This is a genomic window from Tolypothrix tenuis PCC 7101, assembly GCF_963874875.1.
In the GTDB taxonomy this organism is placed as follows: domain Bacteria; phylum Cyanobacteriota; class Cyanobacteriia; order Cyanobacteriales; family Nostocaceae; genus Aulosira; species Aulosira tenue.
In genome coordinates this window covers 4,368,894-4,384,720 of the sequence record NZ_CAWNJS010000001.1, presented here as the reverse complement: position 1 = coordinate 4,384,720, position 15,827 = coordinate 4,368,894, and the positions used below count along the sequence as shown (strand labels likewise).

6 protein-coding genes are annotated in these 15,827 nt (G+C 42.9%); all 6 read left to right on the top strand.

Translation table 11 applies throughout. The annotated features are described in order from the left end of the window. Positions 1-56 precede the first annotated feature (56 nt). The 6 genes from AACU25_RS17790 to AACU25_RS17765 all read left to right on the top strand — a co-directional run bounded on the left by AACU25_RS17790 (position 57) and on the right by AACU25_RS17765 (position 15,816). Positions 57-2,504, top strand: coding sequence for a beta strand repeat-containing protein (locus AACU25_RS17790; RefSeq protein ID WP_096577809.1), 2,448 nt, complete (start codon positions 57-59; stop codon positions 2,502-2,504). A gap of 203 nt (positions 2,505-2,707) precedes the next feature. Then, positions 2,708-6,979, top strand: coding sequence for a two-partner secretion domain-containing protein (locus tag AACU25_RS17785; protein WP_096577807.1), 4,272 nt, complete (start codon positions 2,708-2,710; stop codon positions 6,977-6,979). A gap of 272 nt (positions 6,980-7,251) precedes the next feature. Continuing rightward, positions 7,252-9,699 carry a two-partner secretion domain-containing protein gene (locus tag AACU25_RS17780; RefSeq protein ID WP_096577803.1) on the top strand — a complete coding sequence of 816 codons (2,448 nt, stop codon included), beginning with the start codon at positions 7,252-7,254 and terminating at the stop codon, positions 9,697-9,699. Between the two features lie 61 nt (positions 9,700-9,760). Continuing rightward, positions 9,761-12,217 carry a beta strand repeat-containing protein gene (locus AACU25_RS17775; protein WP_096577801.1) on the top strand — a complete coding sequence of 819 codons (2,457 nt, stop codon included), beginning with the start codon at positions 9,761-9,763 and terminating at the stop codon, positions 12,215-12,217. Positions 12,218-12,281: 64 nt separating this feature from the next. Then, complete coding sequence (locus tag AACU25_RS17770) at positions 12,282-14,738, top strand: two-partner secretion domain-containing protein (protein ID WP_096577799.1); 2,457 nt, start codon at positions 12,282-12,284, stop codon at positions 14,736-14,738. A gap of 64 nt (positions 14,739-14,802) precedes the next feature. Beyond that, entirely contained in the window at positions 14,803-15,816 is a 1,014-nt protein-coding gene (locus AACU25_RS17765) for a filamentous hemagglutinin N-terminal domain-containing protein (RefSeq protein WP_339382041.1), read from the top strand. Positions 15,817-15,827: the final 11 nt, after the last annotated feature.

Below are 15,827 nucleotides of genomic sequence, written 5' to 3'. Positions count from 1 at the left end.
ACAAAATTTAACCACAAGGGAAAAATAGATACGTAATAAAAACAAGAACTGGACTAATGAAATTAACTTTTGTCGGGTTTGGTGTGCTGAGTGCAATCTGCATATCTGCTGTTAGCAACAATGGTGTTAACGCCCAAGTCACTCCGGATCACACCCTCGGGACTGTAGTGAATGGTACTAATAATTACAACATTACTGAAGGTACTCGGGTCGGCAACAATTTATTTCATAGCTTTAGTCAATTCTCCCTACCTACAGGTGCTTCTGCATCATTTGACAATGCTACTGATATTCAAAATATTTTCAGTCGAGTGACTGGTGGTAATCTTTCCAATATAGATGGTGCCATCAATGCCCAGGGTAGTGCTAATTTATTTTTACTCAACCCATCTGGGATTATTTTTGGGCCAAATGCCAGCTTAAATATTGGTGGTTCATTTATAGGAACAACTGCCAATAGCATCAAATTTGCTGATGGGACAGAATTTAGTACTGTAAATTCTGCCGCTAAACCATTATTAACTATGACTGTACCCATTGGTTTGCAGATGGGACAGAATCCCGCATCGATACAAGTCCAAGGTACAGGACATAGCCTAGATACTCTTAATAGTTTTTCACCTGTAATTCCCTATCCTAGCGCCACAAAATTACAAGTACAGTCAGGAAAAACTTTAGCATTGGTGGGTGGAAATATAAGTTTGGATGGTGCTACTCTGACTACTCAAACGGGTCAAATAGAATTAGGTAGTTTGGGAGGTGCAGGATTAGTTAGTTTAGTCCCAATTACTCAGGGTTATACATTGGAGTATGAGCAAGGACAAAGTTTTGCTGATATTCAACTGGCGAAAAAGTCACTAGTAGATGTGAGTGGGTTTAACTCCGGTGCGGTTCAACTCCAAGGAAGAAATATAAAACTGACCGATGGTTCGGTGATTTTATCCCAGAATTACGGCAATCTTCCTGGTGGGAATATTAACTTACAAGCATCAGATGCGATCGCACTTATTGGTACCACACCCGATGCGAAAATTTTCACTTGGGTTCGTGCGGATGCCTTGGGAACTGGAGACAATGCCAATATCAGTATTGTTACTCCCCGGTTGATCATGCAAGAAGGTTCAGGAATAAGTAATTTAACTTATGGAACGGCTAAGGGTGGTAACATCCAGATTCAAGCCGCAGATATAGAGTTATCTGGTTTTACACCCCTGAATCCCACTGGAGTCACAGCCATTACCACTGGCACTTTTGGAAAAGGAGAGGCTGGAGATATCGTGGTTAATGGGAATAATTTACTCATGTTTGGCGGAGCATCCTTAGTCTCACTGACATTTGGTAGTGGCTCTACTGGTCAGGTCATGATTCGCAATCAAAATACCACCGTCATGGGTGAAAATCCATTTGGAGTGTATAGCAATATCAGTATCACTACTTTTGCTAATGGCAATGCCAAAGACTTGAGATTAGATACTGGAAACTTGCAAGTATTAAATGGTGGCACAATTGGCTCATCTGCATTATTTATAGGTAATGGCGGTAATGTCCAAATCAATGCTAGTGAAGCGATCGCCATTAGTGGTCGTGGTAGTAGTAATAACAGTAATATCAATTCTTCTGCTGTGCGTTTAAGTCCACAATTAAGTCAATTATTTGGTTTGCCAGATATACTGACGGCAAATGCAGGTAGTCTCAGTATTACTACACCCAAACTCACAATCAAAGATGGTGGCACAGTTACAGTTACTGGTCAAGGTAGTGGGAATGCAGGAAATCTGCAAATTATTGCCGATCAAATCCAATTGAAAAATCAAGCTTTAATTCAGGCGCAAACAGAATCAGGTAATGGTGGTGATGTCAGCTTGCAAGTAGGAAATTTGCTTTTAATGCGCGATCAAAGTCAAATTACTTCCACAGCACAAGGTAATGGTAATGGCGGTAATCTCAACATCAATGCACCCACTATTGTCGGCTTAGAAAACAGCGATATCACAGCTAATGCTTTCCAAGGTAAAGGCGGTAATATTAACATCACCGCTCAAGGAATTATTGGGCTAGAATACCGTTCTCAACTCACATCAGAAAACGATATTACTGCCAGTTCTCAATTTGGTGTTAACGGTACAGTTGATATTAATAATGTTGCTGTTGATCCCAATTCTGGTTTAATAAAATTACCTGCAAATATTACTGACTCATCACAACAAATTGCTAGTGGTTGTGCTGATAACAGTGGTAGTAGTTTTATCGCCACAGGTAGGGGTGGTGTACCGCAAAATCCAAACCAGGAAGTGAGGAGCGATCGCCCTTGGTCAGACATCCGCGATATCTCTGCATTCCACACCACAAAACCAGTACAAGCACAAATACTTACACCTCCACAGGTACTTGTTCAAGCAACTGGCTGGCGACGTAACGCCATCGGCAAAATAGAGTTGGTTGCCGATAAATCTCCTTCGCAGATGCAACTATCATTAACTTGTGCGGCTGTTAACCAAATTTAATAATACCAATTCAAATAATGTTTGCGACCGATAAATTCTTTGTAAGGGCACGGCATTCGCAATCTTTTGGCAGATCAAATATTTTACTGGTGCCGTGCCCTTACCCATCTGTCGCATTCTTTTTTCAAAATCTTATAATGTTCGAAATAATACTTATAAGGGAACTATGAATTCAAGTAGTTTATTCCAAAAAGGTGTTGATCATGAGAGCAATCTACAACAGTACAACTGTCTGGAGCCAGTTACTTCTAGGAGCATTAATTACTGGCTGCTTCAGTTCCACGCTCTCAGTAGCAACCCTAGCTCAAGTCACATCTGATGGCACAACTAACACTACTGTCAACGCCATTGGTAATGATTTTACGATTCTCAATGGCATTGATAAAGGAAATAATTTATTCCACAGTTTCAGTAATTTCTCTATACCAACAGGTGGTAGCGCCACCTTTGATTTAACGAACACACCAAATATTACAACCATATTTAGTCGCGTCACAGGTGGTAATGTTTCCAATATTGATGGGTTGATTCGCACCCTCAATAGCAATAATCTAGTTAGTTTATTTTTGATGAACCCCAACGGCATTGTGTTTGGGCCAAATGCCAGTTTCAATATTGGTGGTTCCTTTGTCGGCACAACAGCTAATAGTATTAAATTTGCCGATGGTGTAGAATTTAGTGCCACAAATCCCAGTAATCCACCATTGTTAACCATGAGTGTACCAATGGGGTTACAGATGGGGCAGAATTCCGCACCGATGCGAGTAGAAAGTCACCTCACCACCGGACAAGATTTGACACTAGAAGCAGGTAGCCTGGACTTACAAGGAGAACTGGTAGCAGGGAGAGATTTAACCCTCAAAGCCCAAGACACAGTACAAATCAGGGATACTCTCACAACTCCATTTCTCGCCCAAGCAGGGAGAAACTTAACAATTCAGGGGAATCAAAACATTGATATCCTGGCATTGAACCATCCAGTAGCCGCCCTTGTGAGTGGGGGTAATCTGAGTTTGATCAGCAACGGGGATATTTCTGGGGATGCACATTTCCTCAGTGGTGGTAATCTCTCATTTGAGACTTTAGAAGGAACTCCAGGGACGTTTGTGAGTTTGTTTGACCCGATAATTTATGCTAATGGGGATGTGGTGTTTGGTGACTACACAGGGGTAGCATTGAAGGTGGAAGCCACAGGAAGTATTGAGGGGGGTAATATTGTGATTACCGACCCTAATGTGAGCGTTCCCAGAACTGACCCAGATTATCTGATACTCACAACTGAGCCGGCGGCGATTTTGCGGGCAGGAGTGGCATCAGTACCGACATCGAATTTGCCACAACTGGGCTTCACGACGGGGACAGTGGCAGGTTTGCCGCCTGGAAGTATTAGGGTGAAGCGTGTCAGGACATCGAGTTTTATGACAGACGACAATGGTGGTTCAATTAACTTAACTGCCTCTGGGGATATTGTCGCCGAAGGTTTTGAGTCTGGGTCTTTGGGTTTTTTTGAGAATGGTGGGAATGGCGGAGATATTAAGATTTTGGCTAATGGCAATATCTCGATTCGCTATCTAAACTCATCGTCTTCCTCATTCCTTAGAAGTGGGAATGGTGGCGATATTACCGTGATTACCACTAACGGCAATCTTTCTGTCAGTGGCTCCATAGCTTCATTTGTATCCAGCTTAGATGGGTCTGCAAGTGCTGGAGATATTACTCTTTCTGCAACTAACGGCAATCTTTCTTTCATTAGCGACAGCGATATATACGCATTCGCCGAGAGCGAGTTTGGTCAAAATAACAATGGCGGTAATATCACCTTAACTGCAATCAATGGTAACCTCTTTATCAAAGGCGAAGAAGATTTGATATCTTTGATATCTTACTCCAAATCAAGTGGTGGCAATGGTGGTAATATCACCCTAACTGCAATCAATGGCAACATCTTAAATGAGAGCAACTTAGTATCATTCTCCCATTCAGAGCTAGGGAATAGCGGTCAGGGTGGTAATATTGCCCTAACTGCACAAAATGGAGATATTCTGGGCAACGGCAGTAGCTTGTATAGTTTTAGCGTTGCGCCCCAAGGAACGGCAAAAAATGGTGGTTTTGTAACATTAGATGCTCAAAACCGGATATCTGGACTGAATATATTAACAACATCTTCTACTGCTGAGGCGGGGGCGGTGTCGATTTTGGGACGGGGAGATTTGGAGGTCACTGATCTAGCAATCCAAACGAGTAAACCAATGACCATTCAGGCAGGATTCTCACTTGTAACAATAGTTCCATCTAATGAGACAGGGAGATCAGGCGATGTCAACATTAGTAGTGCTGGGAATCTTACCCTGACTAACACTAAGATTGAAAGCGACACCAAAGGTAGGGATTCCGCCGGCAATGTCACCCTCACCAGTCCTGGTTTAACGACATTGAATAACAGTCAAATTTTTACTACTACAAACAGTACTGGACAAGCTGGTAGCATCAACATTACCACAGATCGCCTCTCCTTCCTCAATGGTAGTGCCATTAACTCCTCAACATCTGCCAGTGGCAATGCGGGCGGTATTATATTTAATGTGGCTAATACCGTAGAACTTGATAATAGTACAATCTCAGCTAATACCAGTGGTAGTGGCAAGGGTGGAGAAATTGCCCTGAATACAGGTACTTTGCAACTCAACAATCAAAGTACCATCTCCAGCAACACCGCAGGTAGTGGTAACGCAGGTGCAATTGATGTCAAAGCTAGCGCGATCGCACTCAATCAAAGCAGCATTAGTAGCGAATCCTTGGGTGAAAGTGGTGATGCGGGAAATATCAAGCTTCAGGCAGCTAACAGCTTAGAACTTGATAATGCTACAATCTCAGCCAGTACAAGTGGTAGTGGTAAGGGTGGAGAGATTGCCCTGAATACAGGTACTTTGCAACTCAACAATCAAAGTAATATATCCAGCAACACCGCAGGTATGGGGAATGCAGGTGCAATCGATGTCATAGCTAATGCGATCGCACTCAATCAAAGCAGCATTAGTAGCGAATCCTTGGGTGAAAGTGGTGATGCGGGAAATATCAAGCTTCAGGCAGCTAACAGCTTAGAACTTGATAATGCTACAATCTCAGCCAGTACAAGTGGTAGTGGTAAGGGTGGAGAGATTGCCCTGAATACAGGTACTTTGCAACTCAACAATCAAAGTATCATCTCTAGCAACACCGCAGGTATGGGGAATGCAGGTGCAATCGATGTCATAGCAAAAGCGATCGCACTCAATCAAAGTACCATTAGTAGCGAATCCTTGGGTGAAAGTGGCGATGCAGGAGGAATCAAGCTTCAGGCAACTAATACCCTAGAACTTGACAATGGTACAATCTCAGCCAGTACAAGTGGTAGCGGTAAGGGTGGAGAAATTGCACTCAACACAGGCACTTTGCAACTCAATAATCAAAGTAATATATCCAGCAACACCGCAGGTATGGGCAATGCAGGTGCAATTGATGTCAAAGCTAGCGCGATCGCACTTAATCAAAGCAACATTAGTAGTCAATCTTCGGGTATTGGTGACAGTGGTACGGTAAAATTTAACACTGGTACTTTAGATTTGATTGACAATGCGATTGTTTCCACCGCCTCATCTCAATCAGGAAAAGCAGGTAACTTAAACATTACCGCAGGCGATCGCATGAATTTACAAACTGGCTCACAAATTACCAGTCGCAGCACGGGAACTGGTAATGGTGGGACGGTGGAGATTAGCGGGCGATCGCTCATTCTCAGCCAAAATGCTCAAATCAACGCCTCTACAGTCTCTAGTGATGGCGGTAACTTAGTGTTAAATCTGTCTGAATTGTTGCGAGTGGGCAATCAGAGTCTCCTCAACGCCGAAGCTGGCGGTACAGGCAATGGTGGTAACATTAGCATCAATACTCCCTTTGTCATCGGCTCTGGTAATAGTGATATTATTGCCAACGCTGTCCGCGGTCGCGGGGGGAACATTAACATTACTACTGAAGGTATATTTGGGCTAGAATACCGTTCTCAACTCACATCAGAAAACGATATTAGCGCTAGTTCTCAATTTGGTGTTAACGGTACCGTCGATATTAATAATGTTGGTGTTAATCCCAATTCAGGTTTAATAGAATTACCTGCAAATATTACTGACTCATCACGACAAATTGCTAGTGGTTGTAATGCCAATACTGCTAGTAGTTTTGTCGCTACAGGAAGGGGTGGTGTACCGCAAAATCCAATGCAAGATGTGAGGAGCGATCGCACTTGGTCTGATACTCGTGATATCTCTGCATTCCACACCACAAAACCAGTACAAGCACAAATACTTACACCGCCACAGGTACTTGTTCAAGCAACTGGCTGGCGACGTAACACCAACGGCAAAATTGAGTTGGTTGCCGATAAATCTCCTAATCAGGTACAAACAGCATTAACCTGTGCTGCTGTATCCAAAAATTAGTGAAGAAGCAGGGGAGCAGGGAGCTCTTAGCAGGGGAGAAAAACCACCCACAAGGGGGAGCCAGTCTCGTGGGCGGCTCCGCCGACTTGAGAGAACTGGCGTTGGGGCTTCAACCAAGGGAGAAAAAGGAGCAAGGGGGCTTTTGCCCACAAGGGACAAGGTTTGTACCTTTCCCCCTGCCCCGTTCCCCCTGCCCCCTGCCTCTTATCAATGTTAGGCAACATACTGAATTGGGAACAATCAATACGAAATAAAAAATCAGAAATAGCTGAATGAAATTAACATCTGTTGGATTTGGTGTTCTGAGTATAATCTGCTTATCTGCGATTTACAACAAAGGTGTTCACGCCCAAGTAACTCAAGATGACACCCTCAAAACCTTAGTGACTGGCAGTAATAATTACACTATCACTAATGGCACTCATATCGGTAACAATTTATTTCATAGCTTCAGTGAATTCTCCCTACCTACAGGTAGTTCTGCATCATTTGAAAATGCCACTGATATTCAAAATATTTTTAGTCGTGTGACTGGTGGTCAGGTTTCCAATATTGATGGTCAAATCAGTGCTAAAGGTAATGCCAACTTATTTTTACTCAACCCCGCCGGGATTATTTTTGGGCCAAATGCCAGCTTAAATATTGGTGGTTCCTTTGTTGTCACAACTGCTAATAGTATTAAATTTGATGATGGTAATGTATTCAGCACTGACAAAACTCAATCTCCTTTGTTAACCATGAAAGTACCGATTGGTTTGCAGATGGGGAAAAACTCAGGAGAGATTAGCGTCCAAAATAGCGGACATCGCTTAACCACTGGCATTTTCACTCCCGCAGATCGCAGCAATAATCCTCTTGGGTTACAAGTGAAAACAAACAATACACTGATGCTGATCGGTAGTGCAGTTAATTTCTCCGGTGGGATTGTTAGCGCTGATGGAGGTGGACATCTAGAAGTAGGGAGTTTGAGCGAGGGTCAAGTTAAACTCAAACCTACTATTACAGGATGGGAGGGAGATTATTCAGCAGTACCAAAATTCAACGATATCCACCTTGCAAACCAATCGCTGCTTGATGCCAGTGGTAGCAATGGCTCGATTCAACTACAAGGGCGAAATCTCAATTTGAGCGATGGTTCTGCCATTTTAATCCAAAATTTTGGTGCAAGAGCTTCTGAGGGTATTAAAATCAAGGCAAGTGAGTCTTTGAATCTCACGGGGAATGTTACCGATGGCAGTATTGGAAGTATTATCCAAAGTGACAATTTAGGCACAGGTCAAACGGGTGATATAACCATCTCTGCCAAACAGTTATCCATCCAAAATGGTGGACTAATCGCTACCGGGATATTTAATCAAGGGTCTGGGGGAAATATTACAGCTAATATTGCAGACTTAATAGTTTTGGATGGTTCTGCTCCCAGTAATGGTAACAAGTCTACTTTGCAAACATACACATTGAGTTCTACCCACGCAGGTAATCTTACAGTCTCATCTAGCAACATCAAGATTTTGGATGGAGCTATTTTCTCTGTTACCGCCGCTTCAGGAAAAAGTGGGATAGTACAAATTAATGCAAAAGACTTAATCGAAATTGTGGGCAACAACCCTATCACACTTTCACCAGCTACCATAGGTTCATCAACGGTAGGTTTTGGTAATGCCGATGATACTTTAATCAATACATCCAGATTAGTAGTTAGGGATGGAGGATTTTTAGGGTCTACTACCCTGACTACAGGTTCGGCTGGTAGTGTCATAATTAACGCTTCTGAGTACGTGAATATTCAGGGTAAGGCTAAAGGTTCAGTACTATCGAGCCGCATCGTTTCCAACGCGGAGATAGCCGATCCAATCACTCAAGCTATCTATGGATTTCCGCCCTTTCCCAAAGGTGATGCAGGTTCTCTCACTATTAACACACCTTCATTGCGGATCTTAGATGGGGCATATACTAGTGTGCGAAACGAAGGACTCGGTAAGGCGGGAGATTTGCTCCTTAACGCCAACTCAATTTTTCTGGACAACCAAGGTAGCATCTCTGCATCAACCGCCTCTGGTAACGGGGGAAATATTCACTTGAATTTGCAAAATGACCTGCTGATGCGGCATGGGAGCTTCATTTCTGCCACTTCTACAGGTACAGGTAATGGTGGTAATTTGTCGATTAACTCACCTGTAATTGTAGGATTAGAAAATAGTGATATTATAGCCAACGCAGTTCAAGGTCGTGGTGGCAATATTAACATCACTACACAGGGTATTTTAGGCTTAGAATATCGTTCCGGACTCACATCAGAAAACGACATCACAGCAAGTTCGCAATTTGGAGTCAATGGCACAGTGGAAATTAACAATGTTGGTGTTGATCCCAATTCGGGTTTAATAGAATTACCTGCAAATATTACTGACTCATCCCAACAAATTGCTAGTGGTTGTAATGCAAATACAGGTAGTAGTTTTGTCGCTACAGGACGTGGTGGAATACCACAAAATCCAGCACAAGAAGTGAGGAGCGATCGCACTTGGTCAGACATCCGCGATATCTCTGCGTTCCACACCACAAAACCAGCACAAGCACAAATACTTACACCTCCACAGGTACTTGTTCAAGCAACTGGCTGGCGACGTAACGCCAACGGCAAAATTGAGTTGGTTGCCGATAAATCTCCTAATCAGGTACAAACAGCATTAACCTGTGCTGCTGTATCCAATAATTAATAAATGTTATGAAATTTACTGAATTGGGAAATATAGATACGTAATAAAAACTAGAACTGTTATGAAATTAACTCTTGTCGGGTTTGTTGTTTATGGGACAATCTGTATCTGTGCTGTTGACAACAATAGTGTTCACGCACAAGTAACTCCCGATAATACCCTCGGAACTGATGTGACTGGTAGTAGTAATTACAGCATTACCAATGGCACTCGTGTCGGTAATAATTTATTTCATAGCTTCCGTGAATTTGCTCTACCTACGGGTAGTTCAGCATCATTTGAGAATGCTACTGATATTCAAAATATATTTAGTCGTGTGACTGGTGGTCAAGTTTCCAACATTGATGGTTTAATTAGTGCCAAGGGTAGTGCTAACTTGTTCTTACTCAACCCATCTGGGATAATTTTTGGGCCAAATGCCAGCTTAAATATTGGTGGTTCATTTGTTGCCACAACTGCTAATAGTATTAAATTTGCTGATGGTTCAGAATTTAGTGCTGTAGATCCTGCCACTAAACCATTATTAACAATGAATGTACCCATTGGTTTGCAGATGGGTCAAAATTCCCAGGGGATTACTGTCGAGAACTTAGGACATCGGATCAAAAGTGGGATTTTTACACCTTTAGATCGCACTCAGAATCCTACGGGTTTACAAGTTAAGGCAGGCAATACCTTAGCACTGATCGGTAATGGGGTGAATTTCTCAGGTGGGATTGTAGCAACCGACGGAGGTGGACATCTAGAAGTAGGGAGTATCAGCGACGGGCAAGTTGGAATCAATGCCAATGTTACCGGGTGGGTGGGGGATTACTCAACAGTAAGGCAATTCCAGGATATCCATCTCGCCCAGCAATCGCTGCTGGATGCCAGTGGGAATAGCGGATCAATCCAATTACAAGGGCGAAATATCAACTTGACTGATGGTTCTGCTATTTTAATCCAAAATTTTGGTGCATTAGCCTCTGAGGGGATTAAAATCAGGGCAATGGAGTCTTTGAATCTGATCGGTAATCTCACCGATGGAAGCATAGGGAGTGCTATCCAAACTGACAATTTAGGAACTGCTCAAGCGGGTGATATTACCATATCTGCGGGGCAACTATCGATCCAAAATGGTGGACTAATCTCAACTCGGATGTTTACCGCAGCATCTGGGGGCAATATTACAGCCAATGTAGCAGGTTTAATCGATATCGGTGGCTTTGCCCCTAGCAATCCAATCAGATTATCCTCAATCACAACAACCACAGTTAACTCCGCTAATGCAGGTAATGTTACAGTCTCAACTGACAATCTCAGGCTTTTAAATGGTGCTGGATTATCCTCTACAACCATAGGATTTGGACAGGCTGGAACGGTACGAGTGAATGCAGCAGACTTAATCGAAATTGCTGGTAACAACTCGATAATCTTGTCAGCGAGTGCTTTGACTTCAACAACTCTCGGCCCTGGAAATGCCAATAACACCTTTGTTAACACATCCAGATTAGTGGTTCGAGACGGTGGATTTTTAGGGTCTAGTACTGTTGCTACAGGTTCATCTGGTAGTGTCATAATTAATGCTTCTGAATTTGTAGATATTCAAGGTAGAGGTGCCGGATCGATTACGCCTAGTCGTATTGTTTCCACCGCAGAAACTCTCGATCCAATCACTCAAGCTTTCTTTGGACTTCCTCCAATTCCTACAGGTAATGCAGGTTCCTTAATCATTAACACACCGTCATTAACTATCACAGATGGAGCATACATAACTGTTAGAAACGATGGGCCTGGTATATCTGGGGATTTGCAGATTAATGCCAACTCTATTTTTCTAGATACACAAGGCAACATAACTGCATCCACTGCCTCTGGTAATGGGGGAAATATCAAATTAAACTTACAAAATTATTTGTTGATGCGTCAGCATAGCTTGATGTCTGGCACCGCAGGCGGTAACGGTAACGGAGGTAATATTAACATTAATTCACCGATCATTTTTGGCTTAGAAAACAGCGATATCACGGCTAATGCTGTTCAAGGTAAAGGTGGCAATATTAACATCTCTACTCAAGGAATTATTGGTTTAGAATACAGTTCGCAACTGACACCAGAAAACGATATTACTGCCAGTTCAGAGTTTGGGGTAAATGGTATAGTGCAAGTTAATACTGTGGGTGTTGACCCCAATTCTGGTTTAGTAGAATTGCCAGTAAATTTTACTGATTCATCTCAACAAATTGCTAGTGGTTGTAATGCCAATGCAGGTAGTAGTTTTGTCGCTACAGGAAGGGGTGGAAGACCGCAAAATCCAAACCAGGAAGTGAGGAGCGATCGCACTTGGTCAGACATCCGCGATATCTCTGCGTTCCACACCACAAAACCAGTACAAGCCCAAATATCTACATCTCCTCAGCCTCTTGTCCAAGCTACTTCTTGGCATCGTAACGCCCAAGGTAAAATTGAATTAGTTGCAGATAAATCTTCTCTTGGTGTGCAACCAGCCTTAACCTGTGCGGCTGTAGCCGATAACTAATCAAAGTTACAAATTTACTTAGTTGGGAACAATATATACGTCACAAAAAATCAGAAATCGGTGAATGAAATTAACATTTGTGGGGTTTGGTATTCTGAGTGCAATCTGCATATCTGCGGTTTGCAACAATGGTGTTCACGCCCAAGTCACTCCTGACAACACCCTAAACACCTTAGTGACTGGCACTAATAATTACACTATCACCAATGGCACTCGTGTCGGTAACAATTTATTTCATAGTTTCAGTGAGTTCTCCCTACCTACAGGTAGTTCAGCATCATTTGATCATGCTACTGATATTCAAAATATATTTAGTCGAGTGACTGGTGGTCATATTTCCAACATAGATGGTGTCATCAGTGCCAAGGGTAGTGCCAACTTATTCTTACTCAACCCATCTGGGATTGTGTTTGGTCAAAATGCCTCGTTGAATATTGGTGGCTCATTTGTGGGAACCACAGCGAATAGTATTAAGTTTGCTGATGGGGTAGAATTTAGTGCAGTTAATCCTGCTGCGCCGCCCTTGTTGACAATGACTGTGCCCATCGGCTTACAGTTGGGGCCAAATTCCCAAGGAATTACTGTGCAAGGAAGTGGACATCGCCTGATTAGCGGATTATACATCCCTACAGATCGTAGCCAGAATCCCATTGGCTTACAGGTCAAGGCAGGTAATACATTGGCATTGATTGGCGGTGATGTGAAGTTCGTCGGTGGGATTGCAACCGTTAATGGGGGCGGGCATATAGAAATAGGCAGTGTCAGCAATGGGCAGGTTGCACTCAATAGCACTGGACAAAATTGGGTGGGTGATTACTCAAAAGTCGAGCAATTCAAGGATATCAATCTCGATGCGCGATCGCTACTTGATGCCAGTGGAACTAACGGCTCGATTCAAATTCAAGGACGGAATATCAATTTAACCACAGGTTCTGCTGTTCTCGTGCAAAACTTGGGGACACAATCGTCAAAAGGAATTACAATCAATACCACCGAGTCCCTTAACCTCACAGGGAACTCACCTGATGGCAGTATTGGAAGTTCCATTCAAATTGATAATTTAGGAATCGGTCAAGCAGGTGATATTACCATCTCTGCTGGGCGGCTATCTATCCAAGATGGTGGACTAATTAAAACTGGGCTGTTTACCCAAGGATCTGGTGGCAATATTACAGCTGATGTTGCCAACTCCATTGATATCAGTGGTTTTGCCCCTAGCAATCCCACGCAGTTGTCCGCCTTCATCACAGGTACAGCTAACTTCACCAATGCAGGCAATATTACAGTCTCAACTACCAACCTGAGGCTGCTCAATGGTGCTGCTTTTTTCTCTACAACCTTAGCCTCTGGACAGGCTGGAACGTTAAGGGTTAATGCCAAAGACTTAATTGAAATTGCTGGTAACAACTCAATTACATTGTTACCGAGTGTAATGAGTTCAACAACTCTCAATTCTGGAAATGCCAATAACACCTTCGTCAACACATCGAGATTAGTAGTTCGAGACGGTGGCGCTCTAGGGTCTAGCAGCTTGGCTATCGGTTCATCTGGTAGTGTGATCATTAATGCGTCAGAGTCCGTAGATATCAATGGTAAAGGCACTGGTTCAATTACACCTAGCCGCATCATTTCAACTGCGGAGATTGTCGATTCAGTCACTCAAGCAGTTTATGGACTACCTCCCATTCCTAGCGGTAATGCAGGTTCTCTCACAATTAATACACCTTCATTACGCATCACAAATGGGGCTTTTGTGACCGTAAAAAACGACGGGCCTGGTAGTGCAGGAGATTTGCTCCTAAATGCCAATTCGATTTTTCTCGACAACCAAGGTACCATCAGTGCATCCACCATCTCTGGCAACGGGGGGAATGTCAAATTAAACTTGCAAGATAATTTGTTTATGCGTCACGATAGCCTCATTACCGCCACTGCTGCGGGCAAAGGTAATGGTGGGAACCTCTCAATTAATGCATCGGTGATTGTTGGTTTAGAAAACAGCGACATCATCGCCAATGCCGTTCAAGGTCGTGGTGGCAATATTAACATCACTACTCAAGGTATTTTCGGACTAAAATATCGCCAGCAATTGACCAGCGAAAGTGATATTACTGCAAGTTCTCAATTTGGGGTAAATGGTACAGTCGATATTAATAATTTTGGTGTTGACTCCAATTCTAGTTTGATCGAATTACCAGCAAATGTGACTGACTCATCACAGCAAATTGCTAGTGGCTGTTCTGCAAATACTGGTAGTAGTTTTGTCGCTACAGGACGTGGTGGAATACCACAAAACCCAATGCAAGAAGTGAGGAGCGATCGCACTTGGTCTGATACACGCGATATCTCTGCATTCCACACCACAAAGCCAGCACAAGCCCAAATATCTACATCTCCTCAGCCTCTTGTCCAAGCTACTTCTTGGCATCGTAACGCCCAAGGTAAAATTGAATTAGTTGCAGATAAATCTTCTCTTGGTGTGCAACCAGCCTTAACCTGTGCGGCTGTAGCCGATAACTAATCAAAGTTACAAATTTACTTAGTTGGGAACAATATATACGTCACAAAAAATCAGAAATCGGTGAATGAAATTAACATTTGTGGGGTTTGGTATTCTGAGTGCAATCTGCATCTCTGCGATTTGCAACAATGGTGTTAACGCACAAGTCACTCCTGATCGCACCTTGGGGACTGTGGTGAATGGTAGTAATAATTACAATATTACTGAAGGTACTCGGGTCGGTAACAATTTATTTCATAGCTTTAGTGAATTCTCTATCCCCACAGGTGCTTCTGCATCATTTGACAATGCTACTGATATTCAAAATATTTTCAGTCGAGTCACTGGTGGTAACATTTCCAATATTGATGGTGCCATAAGTGCCCAGGGTAATGCCAACTTATTCTTACTCAACCCATCTGGGATTATTTTTGGGACAAATGCCAGCTTAAATATTGGTGGTTCATTTATAGGGACAACAGCTAATAGTATTAAATTTGCTGACGGTGCAGAATTTAGTGCTGTCAATCCTGACGCTAAACCATTATTAACTATGAGCGTGCCTGTTGGCTTGCAAATGGGCAATCATCCCGCATCGATACAAGTCCAAGGTACAGGACATAGCCTAGATACTCTTAATAGTTTTTCACCTGTAATTCCCTATCCTAGCGCCACAAAATTACAAGTACAGTCAGGAAAAACTTTAGCATTGGTGGGTGGAAATATCACGTTGGATGGTGCTACTCTGACTACTCAAACGGGTCAAATAGAATTAGGGAGTCTGGGAGGTGCAGGATTAGTTAGTTTAGTACCGATTACTCAGGGTTATACATTGGAGTATGAGCAAGGACAAAGTTTTGCTGATATTCAAATGGCGCAAAAGTCACTATTAGATGTGAGTGGGTTTAACTCTGGTGGGGTTCAACTCCAAGGAAGAAATATAAAACTGACCGATGGTTCGTTGATTTTATCCCAGAATTACGGCAATCTTCCTGGTGGAAATATTAACTTACAAGCATCAGATGCGATCGCACTTATTGGTACCACACCCAATGCAAAAATCGGCAGTTGGATTCGTACGGAAGCCTTGGGAACTTGATCTAGCGCCAA

Excerpts from the sequence above, each read along its gene's own strand:
- AACU25_RS17790 (WP_096577809.1), top strand. The coding sequence starts at position 57 with ATGAAATTAACTTTTGTCGGGTTTGGTGTGCTGAGTGCAATCTGCATA.
- AACU25_RS17785 (WP_096577807.1), top strand. The coding sequence starts at position 2,708 with ATGAGAGCAATCTACAACAGTACAACTGTCTGGAGCCAGTTACTTCTA.
- AACU25_RS17780 (WP_096577803.1), top strand. The coding sequence starts at position 7,252 with ATGAAATTAACATCTGTTGGATTTGGTGTTCTGAGTATAATCTGCTTA.
- AACU25_RS17775 (WP_096577801.1), top strand. The coding sequence starts at position 9,761 with ATGAAATTAACTCTTGTCGGGTTTGTTGTTTATGGGACAATCTGTATC.
- AACU25_RS17770 (WP_096577799.1), top strand. The coding sequence starts at position 12,282 with ATGAAATTAACATTTGTGGGGTTTGGTATTCTGAGTGCAATCTGCATA.
- AACU25_RS17765 (WP_339382041.1), top strand. The coding sequence starts at position 14,803 with ATGAAATTAACATTTGTGGGGTTTGGTATTCTGAGTGCAATCTGCATC.